The sequence below is a fragment of the Pantoea sp. BAV 3049 genome (assembly GCF_009765445.1).
In the GTDB taxonomy this organism is placed as follows: domain Bacteria; phylum Pseudomonadota; class Gammaproteobacteria; order Enterobacterales; family Enterobacteriaceae; genus Erwinia.
Map to the genome: position 1 here is coordinate 2,601,790 of NZ_WHOY01000031.1, position 16,100 is coordinate 2,617,889.

The 16,100-nt window shown below is 55.2% G+C and carries 18 protein-coding genes; 10 read left to right on the forward strand and 8 right to left on the reverse strand.

The window, feature by feature from the left end; all coding sequences use genetic code 11:
- Positions 1–216: 216 nt before the first annotated feature.
- Positions 217–456: a DUF1289 domain-containing protein gene (locus GSQ70_RS13110; RefSeq protein ID WP_158782949.1), complete on the forward strand. Its 240-nt coding sequence runs from the start codon at positions 217–219 to the stop codon at positions 454–456.
- Here the strand turns inward: GSQ70_RS13110 and GSQ70_RS13115 are convergent, their stop codons facing one another.
- From GSQ70_RS13115 to GSQ70_RS13130, 4 genes are all read right to left on the reverse strand, one after another.
- Positions 457–786 (reverse strand): NirD/YgiW/YdeI family stress tolerance protein, encoded by a 330-nt coding sequence (locus tag GSQ70_RS13115; RefSeq protein ID WP_158782950.1) that lies wholly within the window; start codon positions 784–786, stop codon positions 457–459.
- A 149-nt stretch (positions 787–935) separates the two neighbouring features.
- Positions 936–2,954 carry an FUSC family protein gene (locus GSQ70_RS13120; protein WP_158782951.1) on the reverse strand — a complete coding sequence of 673 codons (2,019 nt, stop codon included), beginning with the start codon at positions 2,952–2,954 and terminating at the stop codon, positions 936–938.
- Positions 2,951–3,808 (reverse strand): HlyD family secretion protein, encoded by an 858-nt coding sequence (locus tag GSQ70_RS13125; RefSeq protein ID WP_158782952.1) that lies wholly within the window; start codon positions 3,806–3,808, stop codon positions 2,951–2,953. Before GSQ70_RS13125 ends, GSQ70_RS13120 begins: the two co-directional genes overlap by 4 nt.
- A gap of 4 nt (positions 3,809–3,812) precedes the next feature.
- Complete coding sequence (locus GSQ70_RS13130) at positions 3,813–4,049, reverse strand: DUF1656 domain-containing protein (protein WP_158782953.1); 237 nt, start codon at positions 4,047–4,049, stop codon at positions 3,813–3,815.
- 142 nt (positions 4,050–4,191) lie between these two features.
- Here GSQ70_RS13130 and slyA point away from each other — a divergent pair, with 142 nt between their 5' ends.
- Positions 4,192–4,635 carry a transcriptional regulator SlyA gene (gene slyA / locus GSQ70_RS13135; RefSeq protein WP_199257258.1) on the forward strand — a complete coding sequence of 148 codons (444 nt, stop codon included), beginning with the start codon at positions 4,192–4,194 and terminating at the stop codon, positions 4,633–4,635.
- Positions 4,636–4,666: 31 nt separating this feature from the next.
- On the opposite strand, the gene slyB is transcribed toward slyA, so the two are convergent.
- Positions 4,667–5,134, reverse strand: coding sequence for an outer membrane lipoprotein SlyB (slyB, locus tag GSQ70_RS13140; protein WP_158782955.1), 468 nt, complete (start codon positions 5,132–5,134; stop codon positions 4,667–4,669).
- A 274-nt stretch (positions 5,135–5,408) separates the two neighbouring features.
- Here slyB and anmK point away from each other — a divergent pair, with 274 nt between their 5' ends.
- The 5 genes from anmK (at position 5,409) to pdxY (ending at position 9,951) form a co-directional block, all read left to right on the forward strand.
- The gene (anmK, locus tag GSQ70_RS13145) at positions 5,409–6,530 is read left to right on the forward strand and encodes an anhydro-N-acetylmuramic acid kinase (RefSeq protein WP_158782956.1); all 1,122 of its coding nucleotides are present in this window, start codon (positions 5,409–5,411) and stop codon (positions 6,528–6,530) included.
- 60 nt (positions 6,531–6,590) lie between these two features.
- Positions 6,591–6,902 (forward strand): MliC family protein, encoded by a 312-nt coding sequence (locus GSQ70_RS13150; protein WP_158782957.1) that lies wholly within the window; start codon positions 6,591–6,593, stop codon positions 6,900–6,902.
- A gap of 64 nt (positions 6,903–6,966) precedes the next feature.
- The gene (gene pdxH / locus GSQ70_RS13155; RefSeq protein ID WP_158782958.1) at positions 6,967–7,623 is read left to right on the forward strand and encodes a pyridoxamine 5'-phosphate oxidase; all 657 of its coding nucleotides are present in this window, start codon (positions 6,967–6,969) and stop codon (positions 7,621–7,623) included.
- Between the two features lie 135 nt (positions 7,624–7,758).
- Positions 7,759–9,033: a tyrosine--tRNA ligase gene (tyrS, locus tag GSQ70_RS13160; protein WP_158782959.1), complete on the forward strand. Its 1,275-nt coding sequence runs from the start codon at positions 7,759–7,761 to the stop codon at positions 9,031–9,033.
- A gap of 57 nt (positions 9,034–9,090) precedes the next feature.
- On the forward strand, positions 9,091–9,951 hold the full coding sequence (gene pdxY / locus GSQ70_RS13165; protein WP_158782960.1) for a pyridoxal kinase PdxY: 861 nt from the start codon (positions 9,091–9,093) through the stop codon (positions 9,949–9,951).
- 43 nt (positions 9,952–9,994) lie between these two features.
- Here pdxY and gstA read toward each other — a convergent pair whose 3' ends face one another.
- Positions 9,995–10,597 carry a glutathione transferase GstA gene (gene gstA, locus GSQ70_RS13170; RefSeq protein ID WP_158782961.1) on the reverse strand — a complete coding sequence of 201 codons (603 nt, stop codon included), beginning with the start codon at positions 10,595–10,597 and terminating at the stop codon, positions 9,995–9,997.
- A gap of 114 nt (positions 10,598–10,711) precedes the next feature.
- Positions 10,712–11,617 carry a LysR family transcriptional regulator gene (locus tag GSQ70_RS13175; RefSeq protein ID WP_158782962.1) on the reverse strand — a complete coding sequence of 302 codons (906 nt, stop codon included), beginning with the start codon at positions 11,615–11,617 and terminating at the stop codon, positions 10,712–10,714.
- Between the two features lie 94 nt (positions 11,618–11,711).
- On the opposite strand from GSQ70_RS13175, the gene GSQ70_RS13180 reads away from it, so the two are divergent.
- Both GSQ70_RS13180 and GSQ70_RS13185 read left to right on the forward strand, forming a co-directional pair.
- On the forward strand, positions 11,712–12,329 hold the full coding sequence (locus tag GSQ70_RS13180; RefSeq protein WP_158782963.1) for a glutathione S-transferase family protein: 618 nt from the start codon (positions 11,712–11,714) through the stop codon (positions 12,327–12,329).
- Between the two features lie 2 nt (positions 12,330–12,331).
- A complete protein-coding gene (locus GSQ70_RS13185; RefSeq protein WP_233268305.1) occupies positions 12,332–13,222 on the forward strand; it encodes a pyridoxamine 5'-phosphate oxidase family protein in 891 nt (296 codons plus the stop codon).
- Between the two features lie 55 nt (positions 13,223–13,277).
- Here GSQ70_RS13185 and dtpA read toward each other — a convergent pair whose 3' ends face one another.
- Positions 13,278–14,777 carry a dipeptide/tripeptide permease DtpA gene (gene dtpA / locus GSQ70_RS13190; protein WP_158782964.1) on the reverse strand — a complete coding sequence of 500 codons (1,500 nt, stop codon included), beginning with the start codon at positions 14,775–14,777 and terminating at the stop codon, positions 13,278–13,280.
- A gap of 705 nt (positions 14,778–15,482) precedes the next feature.
- Here dtpA and betI point away from each other — a divergent pair.
- The gene (gene betI, locus GSQ70_RS13195; RefSeq protein ID WP_158782965.1) at positions 15,483–16,079 is read left to right on the forward strand and encodes a transcriptional regulator BetI; all 597 of its coding nucleotides are present in this window, start codon (positions 15,483–15,485) and stop codon (positions 16,077–16,079) included.
- Positions 16,080–16,100 lie beyond the last annotated feature (21 nt).

Below are 16,100 nucleotides of genomic sequence, written 5' to 3' on the forward strand. Positions count from 1 at the left end.
TTCTGCCTGGAGAATAGCGTTGTAACCTTAGTGAAACCTTAACCGGGGTTCAACAACGAGAAGTTACTAACACTTATATTACAATCCTTGCATGAATAGCTTACAGTTTGTTCATTATGAGTGTCAGCTGACGGAGAGCAAATAATCCCTGCGGCTACTTGCGCAGAAAGAATAACCGATCTTCAATAAAGAGCTGTGAACGGATCAGGAGTGAGGGTGGCTGAGCAACTTGAATTTTTCCCGGTTCCAAGTCCCTGTCGGGGGATTTGCCAGTCTGATGACCGCGGCTATTGCCGGGGCTGTATGCGGAGTCGCGATGAGCGTTTTAACTGGATGAAATTCAGTGACGCGCAGAAGCGGGACGTGCTGCGGCTGTGTCACCAGCGTTTTCTGCGCCTCCGGCGCGCCGGGAAAAAAGACCTTCCCGACGAGCCGGATCAGCCTTCGCTGTTTTAACTAGTTGACCACGCGGATATGGTCGACATCGATTTCGGTGTGACCGTCATCTCTGTCCGTGTCGCCTACCACGCGGACGGTCTTACCAATAGCGACGTTTTCGTCATCCCAGTCATCATCGTCAACATCAATCCTGATGCGACCGGTACTGTCCTGTAGCCAGTATTTATCATCATCACCCGCATGGCCGGTGATTTTTCCCGTCAGCGAAACGTGGCTGTCATCACGCATCGATTGAGCCTGTTTAACGGTTACGGATTTAGCTCGTTCATTGGCGTACGCCATGAAAGAGCAGGCCACCAGGCAGGCAGTAATAACCAGTTTCTTCATTGTGTATCCTTACAAATCAAAATCCATTAATGCGCAGGTCTGAAACTATAAATCAGATCCGCAGCATTATGTAGTCTCATGTTTGTAAGAAATTCGCAATCCGGATTTTTGCTCATAACAGCCATGCTCCCGCTGCGGTTTGATGGAAATCAGCGAGCTTCCCGGGCTTCTTCAGGCAGCGCTTGTTTGAGCTGCGCCAGCGAGCAGTAAAGCCGCCAGATGATGCCCGCCAGCTCGGTTCCCCGTGCGTTGTCCTCCGCTGCAAGCACCGTCACCATATCCTGCAATTCATCAAGCGTTTCATTCAGCGAACTGTGTTTAACGCCGCGTTCGCTAATGATTCGGTGCAAATCTTTCAGGGTTGCGTCGCGCATTCTGGCCAGCGTCGGGGAGTCGGTTTTCCAGTCACGCAGTTGCCAGACGATATGCGAACAGTTCAGCAGCACCACTCCCCAGCGCAGCAGCCAGACTCTGGCGGATTCATCGCGGCTGGCCACCAGCTGATTAATTCGGTGATAAATCCGCGACTCAAACCGGCTCTGGCTCAGGTGAGGATGGCGGCTGAGCTGATCGAGAAATTCGCGGCGCAGGGCGCGGATATGGCGGCGACTGCGGCGCTTGTCGGAGCTGGGACGCAGGATCTGGAAGGCCAGCCACACCAGCATCACGCCGCAGACTTTAGCGATATTATCATTGAGAAAGCTTTGGTAGTCATAGGTTGGCGGGTTGGTCACCGCCAGAAAAGAACCGCCGAAGACGATCAGCTGTGCCCAGAGGCTGGCCCGCTTTTTCTGCTGTAGCTTAAACAGCTGCAAAGTGATCAGCAGTGGGAACAGGAAGATCAGGAACTGCCACAGCACGCTGATCTGCACCATCAGGCCAAATTTGATCAGAAATGTGGCGACCGACAGCAGCAGCAGCGTCTTCAGCAGCAGGGATACGCTGCTGGTCGGGGAAGGCACCGACGAGTAGAGCACGCAGCTGATCGCTGCCAGCGTGAGAGCCGCATCGCCTGAATCCCACTGGGTGGCGATGGTGAAAGCACAGCCCAGCAGGATCACCACAAAGGTACGGAATGCGCTCCAGCTCGCTTCGGCGCTGTCGCTGTGTCTTGCCAGCGCCGGAACCGGAGGAGGAGAGAGCGTGGTATCGGCATCGGCCCGCTCAAACTGGCGCAGCCAGCGGCTGATGTTCAGGTACATCCAGCAGAAGTAACGCAGGCGGTGCCAGAAAGCCTGATGGCGAAAGTCACCTTCATCCAACGGGGCGGCACTTCTCAGAATTTGCGCCAGCCGGTATTTGTCACAGTCGCTTTTTGCCAGCTCACTGAGCAACTGCTGCAGGGCAGTAAATAAAATTTCCGGAGGATCGGGCCAGTTAAGCAACATCCGGCGCAGACTGGAGATCACGCTGGTCAGCCGCAGCTGCTGGTGGAGCACATAATTCAGCACGTTGTTCTGGCGACGAAAGCGGTAGTGGCTCCAGAACGCCTGGATACGCAGCAGATTCATGGTCAGGATCTGACTGATGACCGTTTCATGAGCGCTGCGCACGTTATCAGTGGTTTCCTTCTGCAGCAGCAGGCCCGCATGTTCCAGCAGCCGGGTGTGCATATCCTTCAGGGATTTGATCAGCGTGTCGCCGTCAGAGGTGCTGGGCAGGATCATCATCATCAGCCCGCCACACAGAATACCGGAGATCACTTCACAGACCCTCGCCTGAGTAATGTCCCACAGGTCGCTGATATCAGTGATATTTACCGTGGTAAATGCGATGATCGCGGCGGTGTAACCCGCCAGCGAGAATGCGTAGGCGACATTGTTCTGATAATGATTGGCGATATAAGTGCAGAGGGCCAGCCATGAGGCTATAGCCAGCGCGAACAACCAGGGTTCATTCAGCGTATGACCGGCAATCAGCAGCGCCGCACTGGCCCCGATCAGGCTGCCAGCGATTCGCCCCAGGCTTTTACTGATCACACCGCCCACCGTGGGGAAACTGACCACGGCCGCCGAGGTCATCGCCCAGTATGGCTCATCCAGATCCAGCCCGTAAGCGATGCTCAGCGCCAGACACATCGCAATCGAGTTGCGCAGGGCATAGCGCCACTGGCCGCCGGTCGCTTTGATCCACGGCAGCTGCTGCCACTCCAGCCAGCTCAGATTCATGGGTGGATTGAAACGGTGCAGGTGGTACCAGCGACCAGCGGCAGATCCTGCGGCACATTAGTCAGGCGAATGCGTACCGGCACGCGCTGCGCAAGGCGCACCCAGGGCACGTTAGGTTTGATATCCGGCACCAGTCCGCTGTCGGTTTCCACGCTCTGGTCGTAAATCGCCCGGCCAATACTTTCCACTTCTCCCGTTAACTGACGGTTGTCGCTGTACAGACGGATAGTCGCTTTATAACCAGGACGGATATGGCGCAGCTTGGTCTCTTCGAAATAGCCCATCACGTAAAAAGAGTGGCTGTCGACGAGCGCGAAAATCGGCGTGCCGCTGGTGGCATAATTACCGGGACGCACCACCAGGTTGCTGATCCAGCCATCGGTCGGCGCGTAAATCTGCGTCTGGGAAAGATTCCACTTCGCCTGATCCAACTCTGCCTGAGCGGCTTTCGCCGCGGCATCCATCGATTTGGCATTAAGATCGGCGGCGTCCAGGTCTTCAGCGGAAATTACGTTGCGCGGCAGATTCTGACGACGGCGGGCTTCATGCTGCGCTTTCATCAAATCCGACTGGGCCTTAGCCAGCTGCGACTCGGCGTTGAGCACCGCGATACGGTAAGGCTCATCATCCAGTACCAGCAGTTTGGTTCCTTTAGTGACAAACTGGTTGTCTTGAATCGGCAGCTGTTCAATACGACCCGACACCTGAGGGGTGATATTGACCAGCTCGGCGCGGACCTTGCCGTCACGGGTCCACGGAGACTGCATGTAGTAATTCCACAGCCACCATCCGGCACACAGCGCTGCGGCGAAAAAAATCAGAGTGGAAAAGTATTTTAACGTGCTGAATTTCATGAGATCACCAGGTGATAAGCAGCCACAGCGAAGCGCTGACGCAAAGAATAAAGAGAGAGAGATCCAGAAGAGTGGGATGCCAGATTTCGCCGGAGTAGATCCAGTTCCTCAGCAGAGGATGGATCAGCAGCCAGAAGAAAAATCCCAACAGCACGGCTTTGAACAGCGGTGGAAAATAGACCGATGCGCCGAAAATCAGATCGGTCAGCGGTGTTGAAGAGGTGTGGACTGAATGGCTCACTGATAAATCCTTCTTGCCTGGCCGCCAGTTGCGGGCAGGGTTATCAATACGGGTTCATAACTGATGAATTTGTATTTTGTCCTGTAAACTCGCAGAATAGTCTAGAATGAGGCTTGATAGGTAGCAAGCTAATTATAAGGAGATGAAATTGGATACCCCACTAGGAACGGATCTCGCAAGATTAGTGCGCATCTGGCGGTCGTTGATCGATCAACGCCTGAAGCCGCTGGAACTGACCCAGACTCACTGGGTAACGCTACATAACATTCATCAGTTGCCACCGGACCAGTCGCAGATTCAGCTGGCCAAGGCTATAGGTATAGAACAACCATCACTGGTTCGCACGCTGGATCAGCTGGAAGAGAAGGGGTTAATCACCCGCACCACCTGCGCCAGCGATCGCCGTGCAAAGCGGATTAAGCTGACAGAGGAAGCTGCGCCGATTATCACTGAGGTTGAGCATGTGATTGATGCCACCCGGGATGACATTCTGTCCGGAATCTCTCAGCAGGAGATCGACAAGATGGTGACGCTGATTGCCCGGCTGGAAAAAAACATTCTCGAACTGCAAAATCGCGACGAATAAAAAAACCGGCATCAGCCGGTTTTTTTGTCTTTTAGCGGGGTGAAACAGTCACCTGGCTGCCGTTGGAGGCCATCGCCACTCGCATCCCCACGGAGAAGCGGCTGGCGGCTTGTTTCTGCACCACCATAATGGTGTTGCCGTCATCCTTACGGATTTCCAGTTCCACACCCTGGGTTTTATTCATCGCGCCCTGAACACCCTGTCCGGCTACGCCACCCGCCACTGCACCAGCTGCTGTTGCCAGGCTGCGGCCTGTACCGCCACCGAGAGTGTTACCGAGGAAGCCACCCAGCACCGCACCACCGATTGCACCGATCACATTGCTTTCATCGCCGCCCTGAATCTGAACCGGACGAACAGAGACCAGCGTACCGTAGGTCACGTTCTGTATCTGGCGCGCTTCAGAAGCACTGTAAACATCGCCGGAAAGTGTGCTCGTATTGGTGCATCCTGCTAATGTCACACCGGTCAGTGCCACGATTAAAATACGCTTAAACATCGTCAGAACTCCTTTTTTTCTCATTGCTGCAGTCAATTGCGCAGCGATCAATAACTTAATTATATGGCACAAGCAATGCTTGTCGCTTAATTCCGGCAAAAAAACGTTGTTCAAAAGATAGCGCAGCGGGCCTAAACCGGTACTCAATCAGCTGAAAAAAGCCGTTTAAGAAGCACGCTGTTTGAAAATGCACAGTTAATCATAGAATTGCACAAACAATTTTGCGACGCTGTAGGGAAAGAGAGGAAAAAATCTTGCGGTTAAGGCAGAAAACATGAAATCAGGACGCTATATCGGGGTGATGTCAGGGACCAGTCTGGACGGTGTGGACGTGGTGATGGCAGCCATTGACAGCCAGATGGTGGCGCAGCAGGCCAGCTACTGCCACCCGATCCCTGCGGCTCTGCGGCAGGACATTCTGGCCATCTGTCAGGGCCAGTCGCTGACGCTGTCCCAGCTTGGGCAGTTGGATACCCGTCTCGGACGTCTGTTTGCCGAGGCAGTAAAAACGCTCTTGCAGCGCGAAGGGCTGGATAAAGAAGATATCACGGCGATCGGCTGTCACGGGCAGACCGTGTGGCATGAACCGCAGGGCGAAGCGCCTAATACGCTGCAGATTGGTGACAATAATCAGATCGCGGCTGCCACCGGTATCACTGTGGTGGGAGATTTTCGCCGTCGTGATATGGCCCTTGGCGGGCAGGGCGCACCGCTCGTTCCCGCCTTTCATCAGGCGATCCTGATGCATCCGGTCGAGCGTCGGATGGTGCTGAATATAGGCGGCATCGCTAACCTGTCCCTGTTGATCCCCGGTAAGCCGGTTGGCGGCTATGACACCGGGCCGGGTAATATGCTGCTGGATGCGTGGATCTGGCGAAATAAAGGCCAGAGCTACGATCTGGATGGCGCATGGGGCAGCAGCGGTACGGTAGTTTATCCGCTATTGCAACAGATGCTGGCCGATCCCTGGTTCTCGTTGCCCGCACCCAAATCAACTGGCCGCGAGTATTTCAATCTGGGGTGGGTTGAACAGCAACTGGCCCACTTCCCTGGCCTGCTTCCACAGGATGTTCAGGCCACGCTGGTGGAACTCACCGCCACCACCATTGCCGAACAGGTGATGCTGAGCGGTGGCTGCGAGCGGTTACTGGTTTGCGGTGGCGGCAGTCGCAACCCCCACCTGATGGTGCGGCTGACCAGCCAACTGGCCGGAACCGAAGTCAGTACTACCGATAGCGTCGGCATCAGCGGCGACGATATGGAAGGGCTGGCCTTTGCCTGGCTGGCCTACCGGACCTTATCCGGAGAGCCCGGGAACCTGCCGTCGGTTACGGGTGCACTCGAAGCGACGGTGCTCGGGGCGATCTACCCGGCAAACATGCCGCGCTATCGCTGAGTGCATCACGGCGAATCTTTAGCGGTTTGCTAAAGTTACTCTTCACCTCAAGGAGACAGTATGAAAAAAATTGTGATCGCTTCCAGCCTGGTGCTGCTTTCCGGCTGCAGCATGTTCCACTCCGAGCCGGAGAAGCCTAAAACGCTGCACTACACTTGCGGCACTCTGCCACTGACGGTGATTCAGGATAATTCACGACAGGAAGTTAACCTTATTCTGGACGGCAATCCGCTGACCCTGAAACAGCAGGAAGCGGCTTCCGGCACGCGCTACAGCGATGGTAACTATGTATTCTGGTCCAAAGGCGACGGGGCTTTTATCGAGCGTAACGGCAAATTGATCGTCAATGACTGCCGTCTTACCGCAGGTTAACCCGTTGAAATCCATCGGGATGAGGCGCACAATGTTTTATCCCCTTCCAGCAGAAGCCTGAGCGATGAACGAGAGCGATAACCTGCAGCAGATTGCCCATCTGCGCCGTGAATATACCCGTGGCGGCCTGCGCCGTAACGATCTTCCAGACGACCCGCTGGCGCTGTTTGAACGCTGGCTGGGCCAGGCCGTAGAGGCGCAACTGCCCGATGCCACAGCGATGAGCGTGGCGACGGTTGATGAGCGCGGCCAGCCCTATCAGCGCATTGTGTTGCTGAAGCACTTTGACCAGCGCGGGATGGTGTTCTACACCAACCTGGGCAGCCGTAAAGCTCAGCATCTGGAAAAAAATCCGCGCATCAGCTTACTGTTCCCGTGGCACATGCTGGAACGACAGGTGATGGTGCTGGGCACGGTGGAGAAGCTGTCGATTCTCGATGTGGTGAAATACTTCCACAGCCGCCCGCGCGAAAGCCAGATTGGCGCGTGGGTGTCGAAGCAGTCCAGCCGGATTTCCGCTCGTGGTGTGCTGGAAGGCAAGTTTCTGGAGCTGAAGCAGAAGTTCCAGCAGGGCGAAGTTCCCCTGCCCAGTTTCTGGGGCGGCTACCGCATCAAAATAGACTCAATGGAGTTCTGGCAGGGCGGGGAACACCGGCTGCATGACCGTTTTTTCTACCAGCGTGAAGATGAAGCCTGGAAAATTGATCGTCTCGCCCCCTAAATCCGCGAAATAATCCCGTTAAGCGCTGGCACAGAGTGCGTCAGCGCTTTATTCTATATGCCTTATTTTTTCGTCCGCGAGTAGCGGAAAGCTGTGTACCAGCAAAGGTGCAGACTTTTCTACATGGAGTCACAGATGGCCAGCAGTAACCTGATCACACAATTGCAAGAGCGGGGCTTAGTCGCCCAGGTAACGGATGAGACCGCGTTAGCAGAACGACTGGCGCAAGGGCCAATCGCACTCTATTGCGGCTTCGATCCGACTGCCGACAGCTTGCATTTGGGCCATCTGGTGCCGTTACTCTGCCTGAAGCGCTTCCAGGATGCGGGTCACCGCCCGGTGGCGCTGGTGGGTGGAGCGACCGGCCTGATTGGCGACCCGAGCTTTAAAGCCGCTGAGCGCAAGCTGAACACCAACGAAACCGTCAACGAGTGGGTAGAGAAAATCCGCCATCAGGTGGCACCGTTCCTTGACTTTGACTGTGGCGACAACAGCGCCATTGCGGCCAACAACTACGACTGGTTCGGCGACATGAACGTGCTGACCTTCCTGCGTGATATCGGCAAGCACTTCTCGGTCAACCAGATGATCAATAAAGAAGCGGTTAAGCAGCGTCTGAACCGTGACGATCAGGGGATCTCCTTTACCGAGTTCTCCTATAACCTGCTGCAGGGGTACGACTTTGCCTGCCTCAACGAGCGTCATGGCGTGGCGCTGCAGATCGGCGGCTCCGATCAGTGGGGCAACATCACCTCCGGTATCGATCTGACCCGTCGTCTGCACCAGAACCAGGTATTTGGCCTGACCGTTCCGTTGATCACTAAATCTGACGGCACCAAGTTCGGTAAAACCGAAGGTGGCGCAGTGTGGCTGGACGCGAAGAAAACCAGCCCGTACAAGTTCTACCAGTTCTGGATCAACACGGCAGATGCTGACGTCTACCGCTTCCTGAAGTTCTTCACCTTTATGAGCATTGAAGAGATCAATGCGCTGGAAGAAGAAGATAAAAACAGTGGTAAAGCGCCACGTGCCCAGTATGTGCTGGCCGAGCAGGTGACCCGCCTGGTTCACGGTGCAGAAGGGCTGACCGCGGCCGAGCGTATCACCAAAAGCCTGTTCTCCGGCAGCCTGAGCGAGATGACCGAAGCGGATTTTGAGCAGCTGGCGCAGGACGGTATGCCATTTGTCGAGCTGGCACAGGGTGAAGATCTGCAACAGGCGATGGTGGCAGGCGATCTGGCTCCTTCCCGTGGGCAGGCCCGCAAACTGATTGAGTCAAAAGCGGTCAACATTAACGGCCAGGTGCAGTTAAATACGGAATACGCTTTCGATGCAGCAGACCGCCTGCACGGTCGCTTTACGCTGCTCCGTCGCGGTAAGAAAAATTACTGCCTGATCGTCTGGAAATAATCTCTCCCAACAGGCCGGTCTGACCGGCCTCTTTTTTGGCAAGGTTCGGGTTTCGCTATGAAAAATATTCTTTCTGTTCAGTCGCATACCGTTTACGGTCATGCGGGCAACAGCGCGTCTGAATTCCCTATGCGCCGCATGGGGGCAAACGTCTGGCCGCTGAATACCGTGCAGTTTTCTAACCACACGCAGTACGGACACTGGACCGGGATGGTGATGCCGGCCAGTCACCTGACGGAGATTGTTAAAGGGATTGCGGACATTGACCGCCTCAGGACCTGTGATGCGGTGCTGAGCGGCTACCTTGGATCTGCTGAGCAGGGTGAGCAGATCCTCGATATCGTTCGTCAGGTGAAGCAGGCTAACCCGAATGCATGGTTCTTCTGCGATCCGGTAATGGGCCATCCTGAAAAAGGCTGCATCGTGGCGCCCGGCGTGGCGGAGTTTCACAGCCGTTCGGCGCTGCCAGCCAGTGACATCATCGCGCCCAACCTGCTGGAACTGGAAATGCTCAGCGGTCATGCCGTGAGCAATGTGGAGCAGGCAGTTGTCACTGCGCGTGAGCTGATTGCCCGTGGCCCGAAAATCGTACTGGTCAAGCATCTGGCTCGCGCCGGTCAGCGCAGCGATCGCTTCGAAATGCTTCTGGTCACCGCTGACGAGGCCTGGCATATCAGCCGCCCGCTGGTGGATTTCGGTGTGCGACAGCCGGTTGGCGTGGGCGATCTGACCAGCGGACTGCTGCTGGTGGACCTGCTGCACGGTAAACCGCTGAAAGAGGCGCTGGAGCACGTGACGGCGGCAGTTTATGAAGTGATGCTGAAAACCCATGAATTGGGTGAGTATGAGTTACAGCTGGTTGCCGCTCAGGAAGGCATTGCTAACCCGCAGCAGCACTTTGATGCGGTCAAACTGTAACGCTTTTTCCCTGTGCGCGAGATCCGCACAGGGAATCATTCTCTCAAATTCCTTCGGCTCTGAGCGCTTCAGCCACAGCAGGGCGCGCGGCGACCCGATCAAACCACGCCTGCAGGGTTTTCATCTCTGAAAGATCCAGCTGAATAGCTTTCGCCCAGCGCACCACTGTAAACAGATAAGCATCCGCGACGGTGAAATGCAGGCCCATCAGCCACTGTTTCTCCTTCAGCTCTTCATCCACCCAGCCAAATTTCTGTATCAGCTGGCCGCGCAGCACCTCTTTAAATTCGTCTGGCGTAGTGGGGCGAAACAGCGGGCTGAAGGTCTTGTGCAGCTCGGTGGCAATGTAGTTAAGCCACTCCAGCGTGTGATAGCGCGTCATGCTGCCGACAGGTGCCAGCAGTTTACGGTCCGGCTTCAGGTCCGCCAGATACTGGGCGATAGCCACGCCTTCAGTGAGGATCGTTTCATCATCGAACTGCAGCGTGGGCACCTGTCCTTTGGGATTGATCAGCAGAAAATTATCGCCCAGCTCCGTGATTTTGGTCTGCAAATCCACCTTAATCAACGTAAAGTCCAGCCCGGTTTCCCGCAGAATGATATGCGGAGAGAGTGAGCAGGCCCCGGGTTTAAAGAACAGTTTCATTACTTGCTCCTTTGATTTACTGGCAAAACATCCTGTCAGCTTACTGCCGCCGGACGGAAAAGTCAGCGACTTCAGGAGAGACGGAGAGGGATTATTTCTCCATTATCTGATATTTCACAAACTCTCAACCCGCAAGCTGCTCAGTTCCGATAACGTTGTGCGGGCCAGATCCCAGAATGCACGGACTTTAGCAGGCATATACTTTACGTTTTGCGTCACCAGCTGGACCGGTACCGCTGGCGTGCGGAACTCTGCCAGTACCTCGCAAAGTGAGCCCTGCTGAATATCATCATAAACCTGGTAAGAGAGCAGGCGGGCGATGCCTTTACCGGCGCGGGCTGCTATCAGCTGCGTCTCGACTTCGTTAACGGTCAGCCTCGGCGTAATTCGTACCCGCTCCTGCGGTGCTTCAGCAGCGAACCGCCATTCCCGTTGCGAAGTGGCCGTGGTCCCGGCAATCAGGCGATGATCGGTTAGCATCACCGGCGTGAGCGGTTTTCCATGCAGCGTAAGATAAGCCGGGCTGGCAACCAGCATCTTTTGCACGCTGCCCACCTCGGTCGCCACCAGCGAGGAGTCGCGCAGCTGGCCAATTCGCACTGCCATATCCAGCCCCTGCTCAATCAAATCCTGATAGCGGTCGCTGAGCTGCAAATCAATCTGAATATCCGGGTATATTTCCAGAAACGTCAGCACCAGCGGGGCGATATGCTTGCGGCCAAACTGTACCGGTGCCGTCAGCCGAAGTTTGCCGCTAAGCTGATTGCGGGTGGTGGTGACCAGCGCCTGCTGATAATCCTCCAGCAGGCTTCTGGCGCGTTCATACAACTCCAGTCCGGCTTGAGTGGGCTGGAGGCGACGGGTGGTGCGCTCAATCAGGCTGACGGCAAAACGGTTTTCCAGCGCTGCCAGAGTGCGGGTAATGGCAGGGGGAGAACGGCGCAGCGTGCGGGCTGCTCCGGCCAGGCTGCCCTGTTGTACCACGGCGACGAACACCGCCAGCTCGTCAAGTTTATCCATGATCCTTCCACTTATCGAAATTATGAATTGCTATTTTTGCCAGTTTACGCTGTTTTCAGCAAGAGTAAGCTGACTGAAACTACAGGAGATGAAAATGAGTACATTAACACTGTATGGCAGCGAGCTGTCCGGGCACGCTCACCGCGTCAGATTGCTTCTCAGCATGCTGAAACTGGAAGCGGAATGGGTTGAGGCAGGAGCCGACGTGCGAAAACGAGAGGATTTTATGGCTCTGAACCCGCTCGGGCAGATACCTGTGCTGGTGGATAACGGCACGGTGATTGCCGACAGCAACGCTATTCTGATCTGGCTGGCAAAGCGCTATGCGCCGGACAGCGGCTGGCTGCCGCAGGAACTGCTGAAGGAGGTGCAGGTGCATCAGTGGCTGGCGAAAGCCGCCGGAGAAATCCGCTACGGTGTCGCCTCGGCGCGCTTGATCAGGCAGTTCAACGCCCCGGAAAACTACGATTCTGCAGTGAACGTGGCAGGGAAATTTTTACCTCAGTTCGAGGCACATCTGGCCGGGCGTCAATGGCTGGTGGGTGACAGGGCAACCCTCGCCGATCTGGCCTGTTACGCCTACGTGGCCTGTGCACCGGAAGGGGGCATTGCGCTGCGTGCTTATCCAGCGGTTAAGAGCTGGTTGCAGCGTGTGGAAGCCCTGCCGGGTTTTATCGCTTTACCGGCACTGCCGCTGCCAGCGGAAGCCTGAACATGTTTCATCCGGGAGAGCAGCTGGCGCAGGACAAAGCGGGCTATGAGCGGGTCAAAGCCGCCCTCTACCCGGCAATGCCTGAGCAGCACCGCCTGTTTTATCAGGGATTACACCTTTTCTATCTCTCGGTGCAGGACGAAGAGGGTTATCCGGTAGCAGCGTTAATTCAGGGAGAGGCTGGCTTTCTGCAAACGCCGGATGATACCCATCTGGAGATCCCTCTGGCAGCTGTGGAGGCTGTTCCCTGGCTGCCGCGCCTGCAGCCGGGGATGCTGCTTGGTGGTCTGGGGCTGGATCTGTCCAACCGCCGCCGCAACCGGGTGAATGGGGTGATTGAAAGCCTCAGCGACGGTAAGCTGAGTCTGCGTGTTCAGGAGAGTTTCGGAAACTGTCCAAAGTACATTCAACGCCGGTTACTGCCGGGAGCCGATCTCCGCAGAAAACTGGAGGTGGAACGGCTTAACTGCCTGGATGCAGATGCGCGTTATCTGATTTCCGCCGCTGATACCTTCTTCGTCGCCAGCCATGCACAGCGGCAGAATGAAACGGGCGGAGCGGATATCTCGCACCGTGGCGGGGTGCCCGGATTCGTGCAAATTAAGCAGGGTAAGCTGTTGATCCCGGATTATTCCGGCAATCGCTATATGAACACGCTGGGCAATCTGCTGATTGAGCCCCGTTGCGCTCTGTTGATCATGGACTTTCATCAGGGGGCTGCGCTGCATATTCAGGGGCGGGCGGAAGTGCTTTGGCACGAGCCGGTCAGGGGACTGGTGGAACGCTACTGGACGGTAGAGCCGGAACGTATTTTACGGATCCGTCAGCTGTTGCCTGCCGTCGGGAGCGGCGTGGAATATGCTGACTCCTCGCTGGAGGCTGGAAAGCGCTGAGCCAAAAAAAAGGGCGACATCGCTGTCGCCCCTGATTTTTATCGCCAGAACAGGATTACGCTTTGACATCCTGCGGCTGTGCGACCGGCTGGTCGTCCTGAGTCATGCGGTTCAGCTTTGGCGCTGTCAGCATCATCAGAACGGCAATCACACCGGTGGCAATACCAATCTGCAGGAACACATCACCGTAGACGTGCAGTGATTGCAGTGGGTCGGTGATATCTTCCGGCACTGCCATCAGGTTCGCCACTTTACCGGCAATCATCGCTGCGCCAGCGGTGGTCAGGAACCAGGAACCCATGATAAAGCCCATCAGACGCTGAGGAACCAGCTGTGCCACCATCGCCAGGCCCAGACCGGAGATCATCAGCTCACCGACGCTCTGCAGAGCATAGCTGAGGATCAGCCAGTTAACGGAAACGATACCCATCTGGTTAGCAAACTTCGCGCCCAGTGGCAGTACCAGGAACGCGGCTGAACAAAGGATCATCCCGAGAGCAAATTTGTGCGGCATTGGCAGACGATCGCCCATTTTGTTATACACGGCAGCGAGAATCGGGCTGAAAATCATGATCCAGAACGGGTTCAGTGCCTGATACTGCTCGGCCTCAAACGCAATGCCCAGAATGCTGTGCTCAACGTTACGGATGGCGAAGAAGTTCAGGGACGTTGGCATCTGCATATAGAGAACAAAGAACACCACCGCCTCTGCCATCAGCAGAAAAGCAACGATCATCTTACGGCGGGCTGCGCCCTTCAGCTTGAACGCCTCTTTGGCGAAAATCACCACGATACCCAGAGCAACCAGAGCCAGCACCATACGGGCAATGCCCTGGTTATGCAGCAGCCAGGTAGCAATCGTCACCAGTACCGCAATACCCACAAGGGTGCCCAGCAGTTTGCCGACGTGCAGCGGGGCGAAGTCAGGTTTGGAACCGTAGTTTTTCACCCACTTGCGGCACAGCATAAAGTTCACCAGCGTGATCAGCATACCCACTACGGAAAGTGAGAAGGCCACGTTCCAGCCGTAATGCGCGGCCAGCCACGGAGTTGCCAGCATAGAGAAGAACGAACCGATGTTGATCGCCATGTAATACATGGTGAAAGCACCGTCGAGGCGCGGGTCGTCTTTTTCATAGCAGGTAGAGAGCAGCGAAGAGGGGTTAGCTTTAAACAGGCCATTACCGACGGCGATAGTCGCCATGCCGATATAGACCACGCCAACGTCGTGACCGGAGAAGGCCACCAGTGCATAGCCCAGCGCCAGGACCAGCGTACCCAGCACGATAACGCGCTTGGTGCCCAGCACTTTGTCACCCAGCCAGCCGCCCACGGCCACCAGGCCATAAACCAGCGCGCTGAAAGAGGAGAACAGGGTGATGGACTCGGCTTCGGACATGCCCAGCATCTTGACGAGATAAACCGCCATGATGCCCTGCAGGCCGTAGTAACCGAAACGCTCCCACAGCTCGATCGAGAAAATCAGATAGAACGATTTGGGTTGTTTAAATGCATTGAGGCTCACAGCCTCGGGTTGTTTGTTTGCAGTTGACACTAGTACCTCTGAAGTCAGTATCCTGATTCGACCCGAAAATTAAGTCGTTGTCATACAAGGTGGGCATTCGCCGCATGGTTATAAGATGGGAAAAACGGCGACCAATTTCGCCGATCATTCCCCCTCAGGCAAGTCTTTTTTCATATATTGCTGGAAAGGGGAGTGAAAGTGTTAATGGGTAGATAAAGGTATATAAATAGTTTTAATGACTGATTTTAATTTCTTGTTTGGTATAAACAGCTTAAGTGAGGCTGCGATTTATTCAGTTGACAGAATTACTCTCCGATCCCCTTTTTATGGTCAATAATGTCACTGGACTATTAATGAGCAATATTATCATCCGAAAAGACGCTTTAAAGCATGGCAAACTAATGTCTGGCAGTGTTGATGGTCAATTCTAAAGCAATCGCGCATGTCAAATGTGATTCAGATCACTAAAAGTCAGCATTATATTTGTTGAAAAATAACATTCATTGCCGGGCTGGTCCCAAATTTAAATAAATGACTTGCTGTTGAACAAAGGTGCTGTTCATGTAATGAAAATGTGACCTCCACCGCTATAAATCGCTCTATTCATCTTTTTTGTCAGTGTCGCTTTCAACAAGCCGCAGCAGCCCGATTCGCGGGTCAATTTTATTATTGATTGAACGTTCAATATAAAATGTCTATAATCATTCTCATTCAATAGCTAAAACCGATGAAGCGATGCCAAAAGTTGGAATGAAAGCCATCCGTCAGGCGCAACTGATCCATGCCACGTTGACGGTAATTGATCGGGTGGGACTGGCAGACGCCAGCCTGGCGCTGATTGCCAAAGAAGCAGGGGTATCGACCGGGATTGTCAGCCACTATTTCGGCGACAAAAACGGTCTGCTGGACGCCTGTATGCGGCAGATCCTCTCCGACCTCTATAGGGCCGTCGAACACTATCGCCAGCAGGCCGCCAACCAGCCAGAAGCGCAAATCCGGGCCATTATTGATGGCAATTTCGACGTGTCGCAAATTGCAGGGCCGGTGCTGAAAACCTGGCTGGCATTCTGGACCAACAGCCTGCATCAGCCCGATCTGCAGCGGCTGCAGCGCATTAACGATCGCCGCCTCTATTCCAACCTGGCGTCGCAATTTGCCAGAGTGCTGGAACCCCAGCAGGCACGTCACGCAGGGGCCAGTCTGGCAGCGCTGATCGACGGGCTGTGGTTACGCATGACGCTGGCACCGCAACCCATGGAACAGGGACTGGATGACGCAAGGATGCTTTGCTATCAGAATCTCACGCTGTGGCTTTCAGCCGCGGCGAAATAAACCCCCGAAGGAGGAGGCATG

Excerpts from the sequence above, each read along its gene's own strand:
- GSQ70_RS13115 (WP_158782950.1), bottom strand. The coding sequence starts at position 786 with ATGAAGAAACTGGTTATTACTGCCTGCCTGGTGGCCTGCTCTTTCATG.
- GSQ70_RS13120 (WP_158782951.1), bottom strand. The coding sequence starts at position 2,954 with ATGAATCTGAGCTGGCTGGAGTGGCAGCAGCTGCCGTGGATCAAAGCG.
- GSQ70_RS13125 (WP_158782952.1), bottom strand. The coding sequence starts at position 3,808 with ATGAAATTCAGCACGTTAAAATACTTTTCCACTCTGATTTTTTTCGCC.
- slyA (WP_199257258.1), top strand. The coding sequence starts at position 4,192 with ATGAAATTGGATACCCCACTAGGAACGGATCTCGCAAGATTAGTGCGC.
- slyB (WP_158782955.1), bottom strand. The coding sequence starts at position 5,134 with ATGTTTAAGCGTATTTTAATCGTGGCACTGACCGGTGTGACATTAGCA.
- anmK (WP_158782956.1), top strand. The coding sequence starts at position 5,409 with ATGAAATCAGGACGCTATATCGGGGTGATGTCAGGGACCAGTCTGGAC.
- GSQ70_RS13150 (WP_158782957.1), top strand. The coding sequence starts at position 6,591 with ATGAAAAAAATTGTGATCGCTTCCAGCCTGGTGCTGCTTTCCGGCTGC.
- pdxH (WP_158782958.1), top strand. The coding sequence starts at position 6,967 with ATGAACGAGAGCGATAACCTGCAGCAGATTGCCCATCTGCGCCGTGAA.
- tyrS (WP_158782959.1), top strand. The coding sequence starts at position 7,759 with ATGGCCAGCAGTAACCTGATCACACAATTGCAAGAGCGGGGCTTAGTC.
- pdxY (WP_158782960.1), top strand. The coding sequence starts at position 9,091 with ATGAAAAATATTCTTTCTGTTCAGTCGCATACCGTTTACGGTCATGCG.
- gstA (WP_158782961.1), bottom strand. The coding sequence starts at position 10,597 with ATGAAACTGTTCTTTAAACCCGGGGCCTGCTCACTCTCTCCGCATATC.
- GSQ70_RS13175 (WP_158782962.1), bottom strand. The coding sequence starts at position 11,617 with ATGGATAAACTTGACGAGCTGGCGGTGTTCGTCGCCGTGGTACAACAG.
- GSQ70_RS13180 (WP_158782963.1), top strand. The coding sequence starts at position 11,712 with ATGAGTACATTAACACTGTATGGCAGCGAGCTGTCCGGGCACGCTCAC.
- GSQ70_RS13185 (WP_233268305.1), top strand. The coding sequence starts at position 12,332 with ATGTTTCATCCGGGAGAGCAGCTGGCGCAGGACAAAGCGGGCTATGAG.
- betI (WP_158782965.1), top strand. The coding sequence starts at position 15,483 with ATGCCAAAAGTTGGAATGAAAGCCATCCGTCAGGCGCAACTGATCCAT.